This window comes from Streptosporangium oxazolinicum (genome assembly GCF_039537505.1).
Lineage (GTDB): Bacteria > Actinomycetota > Actinomycetes > Streptosporangiales > Streptosporangiaceae > Streptosporangium > Streptosporangium oxazolinicum.
In genome coordinates this window covers 37,756-55,057 of the sequence record NZ_BAABAQ010000024.1, presented here as the reverse complement: position 1 = coordinate 55,057, position 17,302 = coordinate 37,756, and the positions used below count along the sequence as shown (strand labels likewise).

At 70.4% G+C, this 17,302-nt stretch carries 16 protein-coding genes; 9 read left to right on the top strand and 7 right to left on the bottom strand.

The window, feature by feature from the left end; all coding sequences use genetic code 11:
- Positions 1-530 precede the first annotated feature (530 nt).
- The gene (locus ABD817_RS38890) at positions 531-1,196 is read right to left on the bottom strand and encodes a peroxiredoxin-like family protein (protein ID WP_344923477.1); all 666 of its coding nucleotides are present in this window, start codon (positions 1,194-1,196) and stop codon (positions 531-533) included.
- A gap of 178 nt (positions 1,197-1,374) precedes the next feature.
- The gene (locus ABD817_RS38885) at positions 1,375-1,734 is read right to left on the bottom strand and encodes an SDR family NAD(P)-dependent oxidoreductase (RefSeq protein ID WP_344923476.1); all 360 of its coding nucleotides are present in this window, start codon (positions 1,732-1,734) and stop codon (positions 1,375-1,377) included.
- On the opposite strand from ABD817_RS38885, the gene ABD817_RS38880 reads away from it, so the two are divergent.
- Positions 1,729-2,370: a TetR/AcrR family transcriptional regulator gene (locus tag ABD817_RS38880; protein ID WP_344923475.1), complete on the top strand. Its 642-nt coding sequence runs from the start codon at positions 1,729-1,731 to the stop codon at positions 2,368-2,370. The two genes, ABD817_RS38885 and ABD817_RS38880, sit on opposite strands and share 6 nt — an antisense overlap.
- A gap of 280 nt (positions 2,371-2,650) precedes the next feature.
- Here ABD817_RS38880 and ABD817_RS38875 read toward each other — a convergent pair whose 3' ends face one another.
- From ABD817_RS38875 to ABD817_RS38860, 4 genes are all read right to left on the bottom strand, one after another.
- On the bottom strand, positions 2,651-3,622 hold the full coding sequence (locus tag ABD817_RS38875; RefSeq protein WP_344923474.1) for a zinc-binding dehydrogenase: 972 nt from the start codon (positions 3,620-3,622) through the stop codon (positions 2,651-2,653).
- Between the two features lie 125 nt (positions 3,623-3,747).
- Positions 3,748-4,350, bottom strand: a complete 603-nt coding sequence (locus ABD817_RS38870) for a response regulator transcription factor (RefSeq protein ID WP_344923473.1) — start codon at positions 4,348-4,350, stop codon at positions 3,748-3,750.
- On the bottom strand, positions 4,347-5,489 hold the full coding sequence (locus tag ABD817_RS38865; protein WP_425583462.1) for a sensor histidine kinase: 1,143 nt from the start codon (positions 5,487-5,489) through the stop codon (positions 4,347-4,349). Before ABD817_RS38865 ends, ABD817_RS38870 begins: the two co-directional genes overlap by 4 nt.
- Before the next feature lie 98 nt (positions 5,490-5,587).
- Positions 5,588-5,725 carry a hypothetical protein gene (locus ABD817_RS38860; RefSeq protein WP_344923471.1) on the bottom strand — a complete coding sequence of 46 codons (138 nt, stop codon included), beginning with the start codon at positions 5,723-5,725 and terminating at the stop codon, positions 5,588-5,590.
- 160 nt (positions 5,726-5,885) lie between these two features.
- Between ABD817_RS38860 and ABD817_RS38855 the strand changes: the two genes are divergently transcribed.
- The 3 genes from ABD817_RS38855 (at position 5,886) to ABD817_RS38845 (ending at position 8,361) form a co-directional block, all read left to right on the top strand.
- Complete coding sequence (locus ABD817_RS38855) at positions 5,886-6,770, top strand: ABC transporter ATP-binding protein (protein ID WP_344923470.1); 885 nt, start codon at positions 5,886-5,888, stop codon at positions 6,768-6,770.
- Between the two features lie 27 nt (positions 6,771-6,797).
- On the top strand, positions 6,798-7,517 hold the full coding sequence (locus tag ABD817_RS38850) for an ABC transporter permease (RefSeq protein WP_344923469.1): 720 nt from the start codon (positions 6,798-6,800) through the stop codon (positions 7,515-7,517).
- Between the two features lie 118 nt (positions 7,518-7,635).
- Positions 7,636-8,361: a CPBP family intramembrane glutamic endopeptidase gene (locus tag ABD817_RS38845; protein WP_344923468.1), complete on the top strand. Its 726-nt coding sequence runs from the start codon at positions 7,636-7,638 to the stop codon at positions 8,359-8,361.
- Between the two features lie 80 nt (positions 8,362-8,441).
- Here ABD817_RS38845 and ABD817_RS38840 read toward each other — a convergent pair whose 3' ends face one another.
- Positions 8,442-8,660 (bottom strand): hypothetical protein, encoded by a 219-nt coding sequence (locus tag ABD817_RS38840; protein WP_344923467.1) that lies wholly within the window; start codon positions 8,658-8,660, stop codon positions 8,442-8,444.
- 554 nt (positions 8,661-9,214) lie between these two features.
- Between ABD817_RS38840 and ABD817_RS38835 the strand changes: the two genes are divergently transcribed.
- The 5 genes from ABD817_RS38835 to ABD817_RS38815 all read left to right on the top strand — a co-directional run bounded on the left by ABD817_RS38835 (position 9,215) and on the right by ABD817_RS38815 (position 17,141).
- On the top strand, positions 9,215-10,537 hold the full coding sequence (locus tag ABD817_RS38835; protein WP_344923466.1) for a cellulose binding domain-containing protein: 1,323 nt from the start codon (positions 9,215-9,217) through the stop codon (positions 10,535-10,537).
- Between the two features lie 428 nt (positions 10,538-10,965).
- Positions 10,966-11,976 carry a ketoacyl-ACP synthase III family protein gene (locus ABD817_RS38830; RefSeq protein ID WP_344923465.1) on the top strand — a complete coding sequence of 337 codons (1,011 nt, stop codon included), beginning with the start codon at positions 10,966-10,968 and terminating at the stop codon, positions 11,974-11,976.
- A complete protein-coding gene (locus ABD817_RS38825; protein ID WP_344923464.1) occupies positions 11,973-12,242 on the top strand; it encodes an acyl carrier protein in 270 nt (89 codons plus the stop codon). The genes ABD817_RS38830 and ABD817_RS38825 overlap by 4 nt, the downstream gene beginning before the upstream one ends.
- A gap of 18 nt (positions 12,243-12,260) precedes the next feature.
- Positions 12,261-13,304: a ketoacyl-ACP synthase III family protein gene (locus ABD817_RS38820; protein ID WP_344923463.1), complete on the top strand. Its 1,044-nt coding sequence runs from the start codon at positions 12,261-12,263 to the stop codon at positions 13,302-13,304.
- 48 nt (positions 13,305-13,352) lie between these two features.
- On the top strand, positions 13,353-17,141 hold the full coding sequence (locus ABD817_RS38815; RefSeq protein WP_344923462.1) for a type I polyketide synthase: 3,789 nt from the start codon (positions 13,353-13,355) through the stop codon (positions 17,139-17,141).
- The last annotated feature ends 161 nt before the right edge of the window (positions 17,142-17,302 follow it).

Below are 17,302 nucleotides of genomic sequence, written 5' to 3'. Positions count from 1 at the left end.
AACCAGGTGGCGGTCATCCTGGCGCCACCCGTGCTCGGCCTGCTCACGGACCTGACCGGCGGTTTCGCGCCCGCCTGGGCCCTGCTCGCCGCGCTGACCGCTGTCACCCTGACGACGACAGCCCGGCGGTGACCGGTTCGTACGGCGGTCGCCGTAACCCTCCCCTTCCCAAAGCGTCGCTTGCGGTGGCCGACCGGCGGGAGATGTTCGCCACTCGCGGCCCAGTGCGTCGGCGTGGGCGGGCGCGCCGGGCCCCGGTGACCATGCCGTCGATGTGCCTCACGATCGGCGGTGGGCGGTTCAGGTGAGGGCGCTGAGGTAGCGCTCGGTGTCGAGGGCCGCCTGTCGGCGCGAGCCGCGTACAGGGCGGCGGTGTATCCGGTGGGTCCGCCTCCGACGACGATGACGCGGCGGTGGGTGGTGTTCACGAGGAGGCCCTGTGGCCTCCCCGCGGCAGGGCCGCCGCCGCGTGCCGGGCGAGAACCGGTCCCCCCGGAGGGGGCAGGGGCCGGTCCCCGCGGGCGTGCGGGTCAGCCGCGCAGTGAGGTGACGGCGTCGAGGATCTGCTGCGGCTCGGTGCGGGTGGTGTAGTTGGGGTGGACGTCGATCCAGCGGATGGTGCCGTCGGCGTCGACCAGGACGGTGGTGGGCATCGGGATGTCGGTGGTGCCGTCGCCGTTGCCGCCGGCCACGTCGATCCCCAGCGCGGTCTGGGACTCGCGGGCCCCGTCGGTCGGGCGGGTCACGATGCCCAGGGCGGTGGCGAGCTGGTTGCCCGGGTCGGACAGCACGGTGAAGGTCAGCTCGTTGGTCTCCTTCACCGACAGGGACCCGTCCGGCTTCTGCGGGCTGACGGCGATCAGCTCGACGCCCTTGCCGGCCAGGGCGGGGACGACCTGGTGCTGGTAGGTGCGCAGGGCGATGTTGCAGTAGGGGCACCAGGCGCCCCGGTAGAAGACCACCACGGCCGGTTTGCCGTCGCGGGCCCTGGTCAGGCTGGTGGCGGCGCCGTACGCGTCGAGCAGGTCTCCGTCAGGCATGACGGCCCCGGGCCGGGTGACGCCGGCGGGGATGCCGGCCGCGTCGAGGTCGGCCTGCTCCTCGGCGAAGCGGCCCAGAATCGCGGCGGGCGCCTGGGCGGCCATGCCCTCGTTGAACGTCACGACCTGCTCGGCGATCGTCTGGTTGCTGGTCACAGGCGGACCCTCTCTGAGAGGAAACGGCGGGAAGTGCGGGCGCGGAACGTGCGTCAGATCCATAAATGGAGTGATCACTCCATTTCTCTATCGTGTCATGACATTTCTGGAGCGTCAACTCCAGTCCTGGGCATCCGGTTGCGTGTTCCCGCGTCCCGGGGGCGGTCCGGGTCACGCCTCAGGAGGTGGCGGTGCGGCCACCGTCGACGGCGAGGACGGCGCCGTGCATGAACGCGGCGGCGTCACCGGCGAGATAGACCACCGCCGAGGCGATCTCCTCGGCCGTGCCTGGCCGCCCGGCGGGGGCGAGTCCGGCGAGCTGGTCAAGCCGCTCGCCCATGGCGGCGGTGCCCTCGGTCCGGGTGGGGCCGGGATTGACGGCGCTGACACGGACGCCGCGTGGACCGTACTCGGCGGCCGGATCGAGGTTGTGGCCCGTACGGCCGCGCCCACGCTCACGGTTATGACGGCGCGCGCAGAGGTGCCGCCAGGAGTTTGTAAGGGTTACTCCAAAACGCCTACCCTCGGACGCATGCAAGCTGATGAGGCCGTTACCGCCGCCCCGCGACTGACGCGTAAGGGCCAGGCGACGCGCGACCGGATCGCGGCTGCCGCGGCGGCCCTGATGTTCGAGCGTGGCGTGGCCGGCACCAGCATCGAGGACGTGCAGGCAGCTGCGGGGGTCAGCCCGTCGCAGGTCTACCACTACTTCAAGGATAAGAAGTCGCTGGTCAAGGCGGTCATCGCGTTCCAGACGACACAGGTGGTGCAGGCGTTCGGGGCCGTTGAGCCCCGCTACAGCCGTCTGGACAGCATGGAGGCACTGCGGGCCTGGCGGGACTTCGCGGTCAATCTGGAGCGCTCACTGAACTACGCCGGGGGCTGCCCGATCGGGTCGCTGGGCAGTGAGCTGGCCGAGTCCGATGCCGAGGCCCGCCGAGAGGTCGCGGCCGGATTCGCCCTGTGGGAGCGGTCGGTCGTCGAGGGCCTGCGAGCCATGCGCGAGCGCGGCGAGTTGCGCTCGGACGCCGACCCGCGACGGCTGGGGCTCGCCCTGCTGACCATGTTGCAGGGCGGGCTGCTGCTCACCCAGATCCGCCGCGACACAGCGGCGCTGGAGGCGGGCATGGACGCGATGCTCGACCACATCGAGTCCCACCTCATACCCGCCTGAGCCGTTCATCCGGCAGGGCGTCCTGGCGGAGCCCGAGGCCGCGCGGATCCCCGCCGACGGCCCGATCGGCGACGCGCCGCCCGCCGCGCTGATCTTCGTACGCGCCGTCGTCGTTCCCGGTGCCGTACGGCTGCCGCCACGCCCGCGGCCTCCGCGCTTCACGAGCGACCAACGATCCCGAGCACCTGCCCCGGGCCGTCGAAGCGACGTTCGATCGCCCCATCCGAGATCCGAGCGGGCGGCCTGCCCGGCGGGGACGCGGGGACATCGTGGGGCGCCGTCAGATCAGGAGCAGGGTCTTCCCCAGGGCGGCGCGTGACTCGATCGCGGCGTGCGCGTCCGCGGCGCGTTCCAGCGGGAAGGTCTGCCCGATGACCGGCCGGATCCGGCCCGCCACCGTCTCCGACATCACCCGCTCCGCCCATCGCCCCATCCGTGGTCCGAAGTCGAAGAGCTGCTCGATCCCGATCACCTCGACCGCGCGCCGTCGCGCCCGCTCGGGGTCGATCGCCGTGACCTGGCCGCTGGAGGCGCCGTGGACGGAGAACCGGCCGCCCTCCGCCGTCACCTCGAACGCGGCCCGGCCGATCTCCCCGCCGACCCCGTCGAACACCACGTCGGGACCCGAACCGCCGGTCGCCTCGCGTACCCGGTCCGTCCAGCCGGGATCGGAGTAGTCGACCGCGGCCTCCGCGCCCAGATCGCGAGCGAGCTCCAGCTTCCGTGCGCCGCGCGCGGCTCCGACGACCCGGGCGCCGGCCGCCTGGGCCAGTTGTACCAGCAGGCTGCCGACACCGCCGCCCGCCGCCTCGACCAGCACCCACTCCCCGGGCCGAATCCGGGCTCCCTCGACCAGGCCCAGCGCGGTGCCGCCGTCGGTGTGCAGGGCGACGGCCTCGGTCAGTCCCAGCCCCTCCGGCACCGGGATCAGGTCCTGCGTGGCGGCCACCGCGCGCTCGGCGAAGCCGCCGCCCTCCCTGGTGCCGGCGATGACGCGCCGTCCGGACCAGTCCGGATCCACGCCCGCCCCGAGCGAACTCACCCGGCCGGCCACGGTGCCGCCCGGCACGTACGGCGGCTCGGGCCTGGCGTGCCACCTGTCGACGCCACGCCGGATCTGTGTCTCGACGAACGTGATGCCCGCGACGGACACCTCGACCACCACCTGTCCCGGCCCGGCGACCGGATCCGGCGCCTCGCCCGGGACCAGGACCTCGGGACCTCCGAAACGCGTGACCCTCACAACTCGCATGTCAGCCGCTCTCCCGTGGTTGGCTGTCCGACACCGGCGCGGAGCAGTCTCCAACCTCAACCCCGATCGAGGTCAAGCGGCCGTGAGCCACGTCCCTGGACCGGGCGGCCCCCCGCCATCGGGGCTCACAGCCAGTCGTGCTCACGCGCGTACCGCGCCGCTTCGTGCCGGGTCCGGGTCTGGGTCTTCTGCATCGCGTTCGAGAGGTAGTTGCGTACCGTGCCCTCCGCCAGGTGGAGCCGGGTGGCGATGTCGGCGACCGAGTACCCTTCGCGGGTCGCTCGCAGCACGTCGATCTCCCGGTCGGTGAGGGGGCAGTCGTCGACGACGGCGAGGGCGGAGACGTCGGGGTCGATCCATCGTTTGCCCTCGTGCAGGGTCGCGATGACCGAGACGATGTGCGCCGGTTCCGCGGACTTGCTGACGAAGCCCTGGACCCCGAGTTTCAGCGCCTTGCGCAGCACCCCGGGCCTGGCGTGGCGGGTCAGCATGAGGATCACCTGCTCCGGCCGCGCACGGCGGATCTCCGCGACGGCGTCGAGCCCGTCCATGCCGGGCATCTCCAGGTCGATGACGAGCACGTCGGGCCGGTGCCGCAGCGTGGCCTGGACGGCCGCCGCACCCTCCTGCGCCTCGGCGAGCACGGTGATCTCGCCTTCGAGGGGGAGCAGCGCCGCCAGCGCCTTGCGCAGGAGCGCCTCGTCGTCGGCGAGTACCACGGTGGTCATCGGTCGTCCTTCCCGCTTCGGAGGACGGTGTCCGAACGGCCGTGCGGAAATGCCGCGGCCGTCAGGAAACGCCCGTCCTTCTGTTCCACCGTCAGCTCGCCTCCGTTGCCCGCCACGCGTTCCCTGAGCGTGGCGAGCCCCCGAAGTTCGGGCAGCGGAGCCTCCTGCGCGCCGTCGTTGACGATGGTGATGCCCGACTCCGACAGGGTGATGCGCACCTGCCGGGCCTGCGCGTGTCGCAGGATGTTGGTCGTCGTCTCCCGCAGGACCTGGCCGAGCAGCTCGCCCGCGTGCGCGTCGACCTCGGCCTCACGGTCGACGCGTACGAGGATGCCCGCGGCCTCGAAGAGGTTCTTCGCGTTCTCCAGCTCCGCGGACAGGTTGAGCCGCCGCTGCGCGTAGGCGAGCTCCTTGGTCTGGGTGATGGTGTCGCTGACCAGGGCATGCACCTCACGTAGTTCCTGCTCCGCCCGTTCGGCGTCGCTGTGGATCAGTTTCTGGGCCAGTGCGATCTTCAGTTTCACCACGTGCAGCGTGTGGCCCTGGATGTCGTGCAGATCGCTGGCGAAACGCATGCGCTCCCGGATGACGGCCAGCTCGGCCTCGCGTTCTCGTGCCTCCTCCAGCTCCGCCACGAGGCCGTAGAACCTCTGGTTGGGGAACATGAGGCCGGTCAGCACCGCGGTGACGCCCGCGGGGACGATGACGTACGAGATCAGCACGCCGGAGAGATGCTCCTGGGTCACCAGCAGCCTCGCCGCGCCCACCGCGGCGACGTAGGCGGTCACCCCCAGGGCCGCCAGACCTCGGTGGCGCGGCAGCTGGGAGACGATGAGGGGGCCCACGACCAAGATGCCGTAGAACGCTGTTTCGTTGCCCGTCACCAGCGCTCCGAGGGCCCATACGGCCGCGGCGACGATCAGGCAGGGGAGCGCGACGCGGGAGATGTCGCGTGCCGCCCACTTCACGAAGGTCACCAGGGCCGCGACGACGCCCAGCCCCAGGACAACGGCCTGCCACCAGGTCTCGGCGTCCTTCGCCACCAGCAGCGCCCCCACGGTGGCGAGCAGCGGGAGGAACATGACGATGTTGAGACTGCGCAGCCGTCCCCGTGCCGTCCCGGTGTGCCCGGACATCATGGGTGACCCTACCCAGGGCGATCTCACCGCTCCCCGCCCGGCCGCGGAGCCGCCGGGCCGAGCGGCGGGACCGCCGGAGCGCTCGCCGCCCGCGTCGGTCACCGGTCGTCCTCCGGCCACGACCCCCCGCCGTCAGGTGAGAGGTCGACGCCGAGGTGGTGGAAGAACGCCACGCAGACCACGAAGGAGACGATCATGTTGATCGTCGGCGGAACGCGCGGGGCTTTGGTGTCCATGGGTGACTCTCCGGAATCTACTGCACGGTATGCCCATTGTTTTCCCGGTTTCATGGTGACACCAGTGACGCCACGTCATACGTTCGCCCAAGAAATGTCATGGCGAGGTCATGACGTGGTCGCACTGCCCGGCGAGCGCGGCGGCTGTTGAGATCGACGCATGTCTTCGACACCGGTCATCGACGTTGAACGTCTGAACCTCACCTACGGCGACTTCCACGCCGTCAAAGACCTCTCCTTCCAGGTGGAGCGCGGGGAACTCTACGCGCTGCTCGGCACGAACGGGGCGGGCAAGACCTCGACCCTGGAGATCATCGAAGGTCACCGCGCCGCCACCTCGGGCACCGTGCGGGTCTTCGGGAAGAGCCCGCGCGACCGGGGCGCCGTGCGGCCCAGGATGGGCATCATGTTGCAGGAGAGCGGATTCTCGCCGGACCTGACGGTGCGGGAGTCGGTCCGGCTGATCGGAAGCCTCACCCGGCGCACGGACACGGTCGAACGCGTGCTCGACGTCGTGGATCTCACCCGCAAGGCCGGCACCAAGGTGTCCCAGCTCTCCGGCGGTGAGAAACGGCGCCTGGACTTCGCCACCGCCGTGTACGGAACACCTGAACTGATCTTCCTGGACGAGCCCACCACCGGCCTGGACATCCAGTCCCGGGACGATCTGTGGGACGTCGTGGACAAGCTGCGCGAGGACGGCTCCACCGTCGTGCTCACCACGCACTATCTGGAGGAGGCGCAGCAGCGCGCCGACCGCATCGGCCTCATGCACAGGGGCGCCTTCCACCGGGAGGGAACCGTCTCCGAGCTGACGCGGATGCTACCGGCCGCGATCCGCTTCTCCCTCGCGGAGCCCGTCCCGGCGCTGCCGCTGCAGGCCACGCGCGGGGCTGACGGGAAGTTCCTCATCGAGACCTTCGACCTGCAGAAGGACCTGTCCACCCTGCTCCGCTGGGCGCAGGACCACACGGTGGAGCTGCGGGACCTCCAGGCCGGACCGACCCGCCTCGACGACGTCTTCCGCGCCCTCGGCAGCGACTAGCCCCCCTCCACGGAAAGGACCTTCGTCATGCTCTCGATCGCTCTCAGTGAGCTGGTCCAGATCTTCCGGAACCGGCTGGTTCTGGTCACGAGTCTCATCATGCCCGCCGCGGTCAGCGCGGTCTTCATCTACCAGCACGAGGGCTTCGCGGCCCTGGGCAGCCTCGGATACATCGCGGCGATCATCATGTTCACCGTCGGGGCGTTCGGGCTCTACGCCACCGCGGTCACCACCCTGGCCTCACGCCGGCAGAACCTCTTCCTCAAGCGGCTGCGCTCCACCGCGGCGGGCGACACCGACATTCTCGCGGGGCTGCTCCTTCCGGTCACCGTCATCTCGCTGGTCCAGGTAACCGTGATCATGACCGTGCTGGCCGCGGTCGCCGGTGAGCCGGACAACGTCCTCCTCCTGGCGGCGGCCGTCGTCTCGATGGTGGTCATGATGCTCGGCCTGGGACTGGCCACCGCGGGAGTGACGAACTCCCCCGAACACGCCCAGGTGACCACGCTGCCCGTCAGCCTCGGCGCCATCGCCGTGGCCAGCTGGGTGGGGATCACCGGCACCGAGGAGCTCACCCTGCTCAAGCGGCTGCTTCCCGGCGGCTCGGCCACCGAACTGGTCCTCAACGCCTGGAACGGCGGCGTTCCCGTCGGGGAGTCCCTGATCCTCCTGGTGCCCACCCTGGGCTGGGTCGTCGTCTCCCTCGTGCTGGCCTCCCGGATCTTCCGCTGGGAGCCGCGCCGGTGACGGCTCTCACGCGAGTGCCGCGGCGGCACTGTCGCCGGGTACCCGGCCGGACCCGGCGACACCCATCGAGACCCCGTTAAGACCCCATCAAGACCACACGAAAAAGGAGTTCGTCATCATGTCGACTGACCACACCGACCACCCGCGACAGCCGGACCAGGCCGCCACCACCTCTCCGGCGCGTCCGGGCTGGCCCGAGATCGTGGTCGGCCTCCTCGCGATGGTGGCCGCCACGGCCGTGCTTCCGTTCCTCGGCTCGCTGGGGCTGGACGCGGTGACGTACGGGCTGATCCTGACCGCCTGGTCGGGCATCGTCGGCCTTACCGGCTTCGCCGCGGCCGCGCTGATCCGCATCCGCTCCTGGGGTGCCTTCGGCGTGCGTCGCACCACCTGGCGCTGGATGGGCATCGGCGTGGCCGCGGGCGTGGTCGCGGTCCTGCTCAAGGGCCTGGTGAACTACGTCGTCATCAACCTGATCGGGTTCGACGCCGACCCCCAGGGCTCGTACTACGACGCGGCCGGCGGCGGCGTGCTGCCCCTGATCCTGACCTTCGCCTTCCTGGCCGTCCTCACCCCCATCGGCGAGGAGTTCCTCTTCCGCGGTGTCATCACCAACGCCCTGCTGCGCTACGGGCCCGTCATCGGAGTCCTGTCCAGCTCGGTGGTCTTCGCCGTCTTCCACGGCATCAACCTCGCCATGACCACGGCGTTCGTGGTGGGCGTCATCGCCGCCGAGGTGATGCGCCGCAGCGGGTCGATCTGGCCCGCGGTGGTCGTTCACGCCGTCAACAACCTGGGCCTGCCGCTGTTCGTGCTGATCACCGGAACGGCCGGACCCGTCTGATCGGGTGGGGATTTCATCCCCACCTGACGAAACAGTCTCGAACACCCGCTCAGAGCTGGGAGCGCGGGTGTTTCACGGGGTCACGCGTAGAGGAAGTAGTAGCGGTACCGGCCCTCCCACTCGCATGAGTAGTCATTCCACCAGCCCTGGCTGATGCCTTGGGTCCCGATTCGCTCGCACTCCGACTGGTCCTTGAAGACGCCGGCCAGTCTCTCGGCGTGCGCGGGGGCGGCGCCGAGTGTGAGCGACACTCCGAGGACCATGACGGCCGAGACGAGAACAGCGCGTACCTTTCGCATTCGTCCTCCTGTGACTGTGGAGATCATGACGGTGGACATTATCACCCACCGCGCCCCAGGAAAATTGTCATGTCCGAATCAGTCGCAGGAGGGGGCCGAAACTCCCGGCGGCGTTGTCACCGAGTCGCGAATGTTTCAGGGATGTTCACCATCGGTAAAGCCGGTTACCGCTTCCCGGGCCGCCCGCTTCTCGCGAGTGCCGGCTGCCGTCCAATTCCAGACGTGGCGGCCTTGAAGGACCTCGCAGGTGCGTATCTGGCGGCCTGTGCATGCCATGGATGATCTGTGCTGTCCTCGGACTACATGATCTATAAAGTACGATTTATGCCTCTTTTCCTGGTCGATTGGGGCGATTATCAAGAAACCTTTGACCGCCATCGCTTACGTGTCATATCGTCGCCCCGCCCATATCGATGTAAGCCGCGACATCTCGAACAGGACGTTGTTCTCGCCGGCGCTACGGTCGGCGTGTTGATCGCGGCTGCCCCGGCACAGGAGGAGACACGGACGGTCACCGGGGAAGCGGTGATCATCCGACCGACCGGAGTAGCACCATGCAAGCTCGAACCCGTACGGCCATGATTGTCGGCATGGCGCTGACCATGCTGGCCGCCGTCGGCGTCTCAACGACCTTCGCACCGCCGGCCCACGCCACGCAGGTGATCACCAATATCGCTTACGCGCCCGCACAGCCGGCCGGGAGCAAGGGACACCTGCTGGACCTCCACCTGCCGTCCACCGGCATCACGCCCCGGCCGCTGCTGATCTGGCACACCGGCTCGGCGTGGACGAGCGACGACGGCAAGACCGGCGCGGACGCGATCGCGAGCATCTTCAACCCGCTGGGCTTCGCCGTGGCCGGCGTCAGCGTCCGGTCCAGCGCCCAGGCGATCTTTCCCGCCCAGGTGCACGACATCAAGGCGGCCATCCGCTGGCTGCGGGCGAACGCCGCCACGTACCAGCTCGACCCCAATCGCTTCGCGATCATGGGAGACTCCTCGGGCGGCTGGCTGACGGAGATGGCCACCCTGTCCGGCGGCGTGGCGGCGATGGAGGGCACCGTCGGCACGACCGGCGTCTCCAGCGCCGTGCAGGTGGGAATCGCCTTCTACGGCCCCACCGACTTCCTGCAGATGAACGCGCAGAACCTGCCGACCGGCGGGCTCGACCACAACTCTCCCGCCTCCCCGGAATCCCTCCTGGTCGGCTGCCCGATCCAGACCTGTCCGGCCACGGTGGCCCAGGCCAATCCGATGACCTACGCCGACGCCAACGACCCGCCGCTGATGTTCCTGCACGGCCAGGCCGACTTCCTGGTGCCGCACGGGCAGAGCGTCCTGCTCTACAACAGGATCAAGGCCCAGTGCGGTGACGCCACGTTCGTCTCGGTGCCCGGCGCGGACCACATGATGCCCCAGATCATGGACCCCGCCCACTACGGCGCGCAGACCGTCCGCACCACCACCGACTGCGCCGAGACCGTCGGCACCGGCACGCTGAACCCCACCTGGGCCAACTTCGCGACCTTCCTGCGCGGCGGGCTCAAGATGGGCACCTCCTGCGAGGTCGTCTACACCACCGGCGTCTGGAACGGCGCCTTCAACGGCAGCGTGACCGTCAGGAACACCGGCACGACCCCCATCGACGGCTGGACCCTGACGTGGGCCTGGTCGGGCAACCAGAACATCACGACCGCCTGGAACGCCACGGTGACCCAGGTCGGCACCCAGGTGACCGCCCGCGACGCCGGCAGCAACTCCCACATCGCCCCCGGCTCCAGCCGGAACTTCGGCTTCGCGGCGACCGCCACCGGGACGAACGCCATTCCGGCCCAGTTCAAGCTCAACAACATCGTCTGCCCGAGAGTGTCCGCCTGAGACGACGTGCCGGGCCCGAGCCGAACGGCGACGGCCCGGCACCGTTCTCCCGTCTCTCCCATCTCTCCCGTCATTCCCGATCCCGGGCCATCACATTCGGAGAAATCGCGGCGTGAAGCGGAAAGGCGCATTTCCAGAGCTCAGCACGTTCCGTTGAATTTCGATCACGGAATGTCGCAGGTCAAGCCGTCCGCGTTCATATTGCTTTATCCGATGATCCGCCCCTAGTCTTGCCCCGACGGCTCTCCGGCCTATTTTTCGTCGTTTTTATTGACCGGCCGGTGTTGTTTGCTATAAAGGCGCCCGAAATAAATCGGATAAGCCGCCTTCCGCTTCCCGAAGGCCGTTGTCCGGGACCCTCGATGAGTTGATGAGTTAGGAAGCGTGTGCGTACATCCAATATGTTCGTCAGGAGTCTCGGCGTCTGTGTGCCTGACAGTGTGAGCGTCGAGCAGGCGGTTCGCGAGGGCTGGTACCCCGCCGAGGAGGCCGAGAAATTCCAGCAGATCGGCGCGGCGGTGGCAGGCGACATGCCCGCGCCCGAGATGGCGCGGCTCGCGGTCCTGGACGCGTACGACCGCTGGGGCGAGTCCTCCCCGCGCGACCTCGACCTTCTGCTCTACCCGTCGGTCTGGCACCAGGGCCCGAACGGCTGGCAGCCCCAGCACTACCTGCAGATGCACCTCCTCGGCGGGAACGTGCCGGCGTTCGAGATCCGGAGCGGCTGCGTAGGGATGATCAGCTCGCTCGATCTGGCGGCGAGCTATCTGCAGGCCGACGCGAACCGGGAGACGGCCATGGTCGTCTCCTCGGACAACCACGGCACCCCGCTGGTGGACCGCTGGCGGATGACCCCCGGGGCGCTGATCGGCGACGCCGCGGCCGCGCTCGTCCTCGGCAAGGGGTACGGCATGGCCGAGCTCCTGTCGGTGAACGCGACGGTGATCCCGGAGGCCGACGCGGTCAACGACGGCGCCTACCCCCTCTTCCCCCCGGACGCCACCGTCGGCAGGGGGCTGAGTTTCGGAGACCGGCATGAGGAATTCCGCCAGAGGCTGCTCGAAGCACAGGGAACCGGGATCCACCTGACGATCCAGAAGACGATGATGCAGCAGGTCGAACAGACCCTGGACGAGGCCGGGATCGGACTCGCCGACATCACGCGGGTGGCGTTGCCGCACGGCCGCCGGGAGGACCTGGACGGGCAGATGTCCTGGCTGGGCATCGACGAGGACCAGACGACCTGGGACTACGGGAGGCGGGTGGGCCACTGCGGCGCGGTGGACCAGTTCATCGCCTTCGAGCACCTGATCGCGACCGGCGGGCTCGTGGCCGGAGACCACCTGCTCATGGTCGGGTTCGGCTCCGGGACGTCCGTCGCCGCCGCGGTGTTCAAGATCCTCTCCACCTCTCCCGTCACGCAAGGGGCACGCGCATGACCGAGCTCACACACACGACCGGGCTCGCCCGAAGGCTGGTCGACTTCATCCAGGAGAACCTCGTCCAGGACGGCGACGACATCAAGGTCGACGAGACCACCCCGCTCCTGGTGTCGGGCCTCCTGGACTCCCTGCGGACGGCGCGGCTGCTGAACTTCCTCCGCAAGGACGTCGGCGTCCCGATCCCCGCCGCGAAACTCGACCCCGAGAACTTCCGGGACGTCGTGACCATCGTGGCGATGGTCGAAGAACTCGAATCCGTCTAGCCGGGCGAGGACAGAGTCATGCGGTTGACGGACACGTACATCGGCGGGGTGGGAACCTTCCTCCCCCGGACCGTCGTCAGCGTCGAGAAGGCCGTCGCCAAGGGCTGGTACCCGGCCGAGGAGGCCGAGCTGCACAACCTGGCCGGGGCGGTGGTGGCCGGTGACGTACCGGCCCCGGAGATGGCCCTGCACGCGGCGCGCAGCGCGCTCAAGCGCAGCGGGCGGGCGCCCGGCGACCTCGATCTTCTCCTGTACGCCTCGACGTGGCACCAGGGACCGGACGGCTGGCCCCCGCACTCCTACCTGCAGCGTCATCTCGTCGGCGGGGACGTCCTGGCCACCGAGATCCGGCAGGGCTGCAACGGGATGTTCATCGCCCTGGAACTCGCGGCAGGCCACCTGGACGCCGCTCCCGGACGGCAGGCCGCCCTGCTGGTCGCCGCCGACAACTACGGCACCCCGTTGATGGACCGGTGGCGGATGGGCCCCGGCTACATCGGCGGGGACGCCGCCGGCGCGCTCGTGCTCACCAAGGGGACGGGCTTCGCGCGCCTGATGTCGGTCTGCACGACGACGGTGACCGAGGCCGAGGAACTGCACCGGGGCAGCGAACCCCTGTTCCCCCCGGGCGTCACGGTTGGGCGCCGGATGAGCTTCGCGGCCAGGAACGAGCAGTTCCGGCAGCAGGTCATGTCCAGGGGCGAGGCCACCGCCGCGCTGTTCAAGATCCAGCGGGCGTTGATGGAGGTCGTCGAGCGCACGCTGGCCGAGAGCGGGATCGAGGCCGGTGATCTCACCCGGGTGGCGTTCATGAACTACTCCGAAGAGATCGTCGAACAGCGGTGCATGGCCATGCTCGACCTGCCCATGTCCCGCTCGACCTGGGACTACGGCCGCACCATCGGCCACTGCGGGGCCGGCGACCAGGTCCTTTCCCTCGACCACCTGCTCACGACCGGGCGACTGGGCCCCGGCGACCACATGCTGATGCTCGGCACCGGACCGGGAGTGACCGTCTCCAGCGCCGTGATCAAGATCATCGACAATCCTCAATGGGTCTGAACCGAAGGGAAACGAACGCAGATGGTCGACAGTCCGCGCGGAGGCCGGGTGGAGCCAGTGGCGGTGGTCGGGATCGGATGCCGCCTTCCCGGCGACGCCGGCTCACCGGACGAGTTCTGGGACCTGCTGTCCGAGGGCCGGAACACGACCGGGCCGCTGCCCGCCGAACGCTGGCGCCGGTATGAGAACCGGAGCCCCGAGTACGCCGCCGCGCTGCGCGACGCCGTACGTCACGGCAGCTTCCTGAGCGACATCGAGGGCTTCGACGCGGAGTTCTTCGGCCTGTCGCCCCGCGAGGCCGAGCTGATGGACCCGCAGCAGCGGATCCTGATGGAGATCGCGTGGGAGGCCCTGGAGAACGCCGGTCTGCCGCCGCACGAGCTGGCCGGCACCGACGCCGGGGTGTTCATGGGGGTCTGCACCGCCGACTACGGAGGCCGCCTCCTGGAGGACCTGCCCCAGATCGAGGCGTGGACCGGGATCGGCGCCGCCACCTGCGCCGTCGCCAACCGCATCTCCTACTCCCTGGACCTGCGCGGACCCAGCATGGCGATCGACACCGCCTGCTCGGCGTCGCTGGTCGCGCTGCACCTGGCCGCGCAGAGCCTGCGGCTCGGCGAGAACGACGTCGCCCTCGCCGGTGGCGTCAACCTGCTGGTCACCCCGGGCCAGACCCTCACGCTCGGCACGGCCGGGGCCCTCGCCCCCGACGGGCGGTCCAAGTCGTTCGACGCGTCGGCCGACGGCTACGGACGCGGCGAGGGCTGCGGCGTGGTCGTGCTCAAGCGGCTGTCGGACGCGGAGCGCGACGGCGACCGGATCCTCGCGCTCGTCATCGGCAGCGCCGTGAACCAGGACGGGCACACCAACGGCATCATGGCGCCGTGCGGACAGGCCCAGGAGCACGTGATGACCCGGGCCTGCCGTCAGGCGGGCGTCGCGCCGTCCACCGTCGACTACATCGAGGCGCACGGCACCGGGACCCGGCTCGGCGACCCGCTGGAGGCGGGGGCGCTCTCCGCCGTGTACGGCGCGGGGCGGCCCTCCGGCGACCCGTGCCTCGTCGGCTCGGTCAAGTCCAACATCGGTCACCTCGAAGGCGCCGCGGGTATCACCGGCGTCATCAAGGCGGTGCTCGCCCTCCACCGCGGCGAGATCCCCCCGAGCGTGCTGACCAGCCTGAACCCGGCCATCCCGTGGGAGACCTCGGGCCTTCGCGTGGTGACCGAGCGATCGGCCTGGCCGGAGCGCGACCACCCCCGCCGGGCGGGCGTCTCCAGCTTCGGGTACGGCGGCACGGTCGCGCACATCGTGCTGGAGCAGGCTCCTCCGGCACAGGAGGTTCCGGAGACGCCCCGGGACGAGGCGGCGGGGGAGCGGCTGTTCCCGCTGTCGGCCGCGTCGGAGCGGGCCCTGCGGCAGTACGCGGGCAAGCTCGCCGACCACCTCGGCAAGGGCGGCGACCTGGCGTCGGCGGGGCACACGCTGGCGCTCCGGCGCACCCACCTGGCCCGTCGCGCCGTCGTGGTCGGCGCGGACTCAGGCGAGCTGGCGGCCGGTCTGCGCAGGCTCGCCGAGGACGTGCCGGGCGAGGCCGTCCTCACCGGTGACGTGCTGCCCGAGCCCGGCCCCGGGCCGGTCTGGGTCTTCTCCGGGCAGGGCTGCCAGTGGCGCGGGATGGGGCGGGAGCTGCTCGCCGTGCCGGAGTTCGCGTCCCTGGTCGACGAGGTGGAGCCGATCTTCGCCGAGGAGATCGGCTTCTCTCCCCGGCAGGTCCTGGCCGACGGCGACCTCGACACCATCGACCGCGTGCAAACCATGATCTTCGTGATGCAGCTGGGCCTCGCCAGGCTCTGGAACGCGTACGGGGTCACCCCGAAGGCCGTCATCGGTCACTCCGTCGGCGAGCTCGCGGCGGCGGTGACGGCCGGTGCGATGAGCGTCGCCGACGGCGCCCGCCTGATCTGCCGCCGCTCCCGCCTGCTGCGCCAGGCCGAGGGCAGGGGGGCCATGGTGATGGTCGACCTGTCCTTCGAGGAGGCGGAGGAGAGGCTGGCCGGCCGTACCGACCTGGTGGCCGCGATCTCGTCGGCACCCGGCTCCACCGTGCTGTCCGGCGACGTCGCCGCGGTCGAGGCGGTGGTGAACGAGTGGCCGGTCGAGGGCATCGTGGTGCGGCGGGTGGCGTCGGACGTCGCCTTCCACAGCCCGCACATGGACCCTCTCGCCGTCGAACTGGCCGCCGCCGTCGCCGACCTCTCGTTCGGGGCGCCGCGCATCCCCATGTACACGACCGCGCTGGCCGACCCCCGGTCGACGCCCGTCCTGGACGGCGCGTACTGGGCGGCGAACCTCCGGGACCCCGTGCGGCTGACCTCGGCGACGACGGCCGCGGCGCAGGACGGCCACCGGGTGTTCCTGGAGATCTCCCCGCACCCCGTGGTCGCGCACTCGGTGACCGAGACGCTCTCGGAGCACGGGTTCGAGGACGTGTTCGTCGGCACGTCGCTGCGCCGCAACCAGCCGGAGCCGCTCACCTTCCTCGTCGCGCTGGGCACGGCGCACTGCCACGGCGTCGAGGTGGACTGGAGCCGGTTGCAGCCGTCCGGCGGCCTGGCCGACCTTCCGCCGTACGCCTGGCAGCACCGCCGTCACTGGCGCGAGTCGTACGCCGAGGGTGACAACCGGGGGCACGACGTGCACTCCCACACCCTGCTCGGAGCCGGGAGCGGTCTCGCGGGCAGCCGGACCCGGGTGTGGCGGACCAGCGTGGAGGACGCCAACCGCCCATACCCGGGCAGTCACACCCTCAACGGGGTCGAGATCGTGCCCGCCGCCGTGCTGGTCAACACGTTCCTGCACGCGGCGGAGGACGAGGACGTCACGCTCACCGACGTGGAGATGACGCATCCGCTGATGACCGCGGAACGCAGGCAGGTCCAGGTCGTGCACGAGCCTCCGGCGGTACGGCTCGCGGCCCGCACACCGGCCGGACCCGACGAGCCCGAACCCGCCTGGCTGGTGCACGTCACCGCGAACGTGGCCGCTCCGGGCCAGGTGAAACCCGACGTGCTGCCGGACGGCGACGCTCTGGCCCCGATCGATCCCGGGTTCGTGCACGGGCGGCTGGCCGCCGTCGGCGTGCCCTCGACGGGCTTCGACTGGACGATCGAGACCCTGCTGAGCGGGGACGGCGTGCTGCGGGCCACGGTCCGCACCGAGGAACCGGGCGACTGGGCACCGGCGCTGGACGCGGCGATGTCCGTGGCGCCCTGCGTGTTCCCCGGCGACCCGGTGCTGCGCATGGTCGTGCACATCGACGAGGTGGTGCTGACCGGCACGCCACCCTCGACGGTGATCATCGACGCGGCCGTGGACCCGGCCGCCGACGACACCGTCCGGGCGCTCCTGGCCGACGTGGACGGCCAGGTGGTGGGACACCTCACGGGACTCCGCTATCCGGTGATCGACGCGCCCGCCCCGGCCGAGGAGGATCTCCAGGGGCCCGCGGAGTCGTTCTCCGGCCTGGCGCCCGAGGACCTGCGCGAGCGTGTTCTGCCCGAGATCCGCGCGGAGATCGCGACCGTGATGAGGCTGGCCCCCGAGGACCTGGCGACCCGGCGTCCCCTCGTCGAGCAGGGGCTGGACTCGGTGATGACCGTCATGGTCCGGCGGCGCCTGGAGAAGCGCTTCGGCCGTCGTCTCCCCGCGACCCTGCTGTGGCAGCAGCCCACCATCTCCGCGATCGCGGACCACCTGGCGGAGCTTCTCGCGGCTCCGAGGCCGGAGGCGGCGGTGAAGAGCGCTCCCGAGGACGTCCCCGCGATCGGGGGCTGAGGCCGTCGGCCGGGTGGCCCGAGGGGGCGATCCCCTCGGGCCGCCCGGCTGTCGCGTGCGAGCTGTTCGGCCGGACGGCGCCCGCTTCACGATCGGCACGGTGACCCGAACCCTCCGCGTGAGATGTCGGCGATCCACGGTCCCGAGCGTGGCGGTGTGGC